Here is a 241-nt window from a genome sequence, read left to right on the forward strand (position 1 = left end):
TGGCCCATACGGCCTGTGTCGGCTTCGGGCTGGAACGCATCGCACTGGCGCTCTTCCATCACCACGGTCTGGATGTCGAAATCTGGCCGGAAAACATACGCAAGGAATTGTGGGGCTGATCGCACTCATGCAGGCTGTTTTTCCGAACATCGCGCCCGACCGTTACACGCCGCACGCCTTGCATGCCCAGACGCGTATCTGGCCGGAAACCAACTGTTATGTCGATCTTTGGATCGAAGTG

The 241-nt window shown here is 57.7% G+C and carries 1 protein-coding gene; it reads left to right on the forward strand.

What is annotated here, in order from left to right; translation table 11 throughout:
• Positions 1 to 127 precede the first annotated feature (127 nt).
• Positions 128 to 241: DUF1839 family protein (locus tag SB719_RS22305; RefSeq protein ID WP_412160055.1), on the forward strand; the 114-nt coding region annotated here is incomplete at its 3' end.

It is taken from the genome of Pantoea sp. SIMBA_079 (genome assembly GCF_046940275.1).
Lineage (GTDB): Bacteria > Pseudomonadota > Gammaproteobacteria > Enterobacterales > Enterobacteriaceae > Pantoea > Pantoea borealis.